This is a genomic window from [Flexibacter] sp. ATCC 35208, assembly GCF_001975825.1.
In the GTDB taxonomy this organism is placed as follows: domain Bacteria; phylum Bacteroidota; class Bacteroidia; order Chitinophagales; family Chitinophagaceae; genus Chitinophaga.
Window position 1 is genome coordinate 1 of record NZ_MTKN01000273.1, and the last position, 499, is coordinate 499.

Genomic DNA, 499 nt, shown 5'->3' on the forward strand with positions numbered 1-499 from the left:
GATTGGAATGTAGGAAGCAAAATTTCATGGGTAGATGAAAATGGAGAAACTAAAACGGCAACACGTCCAGACCGTGAGGCTATTCTTCGCTTAACTGAGTGTGAAGTAGATGAAGAGCCTGGCCGTTGTATTCGACTTCAAAGGAGAAATGCAGAGGGGGATTTAGAAGAAAGTTACGTTTCGTTTCTTGCGGTAAGTGACATGGACCCACAATCACATTTCCCAGGCCGAGAATGGATATATCGTATCCAATCGCATTCTTTAAAATTCCCGGTGGAAGTAAGTATTCGTGCTCATCATATGGAGAATGTGAGTGTTCTAAAAGGATTGCAAAATAGCGAGCGGGAATTAAATGACCAACGTCACCAGGCGGCACTTGGTGGAACTGTAGACCGGACTGTAGATCGTAAGGCGGCTGGTGTTAAATTAATGCAAGACGTTTTCCAGACAACGGGTGCACCAGGATTTGAAATGAGTGTTTTATTTGCTGTTTATGCCC

At 43.9% G+C, this 499-nt stretch carries 1 protein-coding gene; it reads left to right on the forward strand.

Going from position 1 to position 499, the window contains the following annotated elements:
- Positions 1-499 (forward strand): hypothetical protein (locus BW716_RS35485; protein WP_220388936.1); only part of this gene is annotated, 499 nt, incomplete at both ends.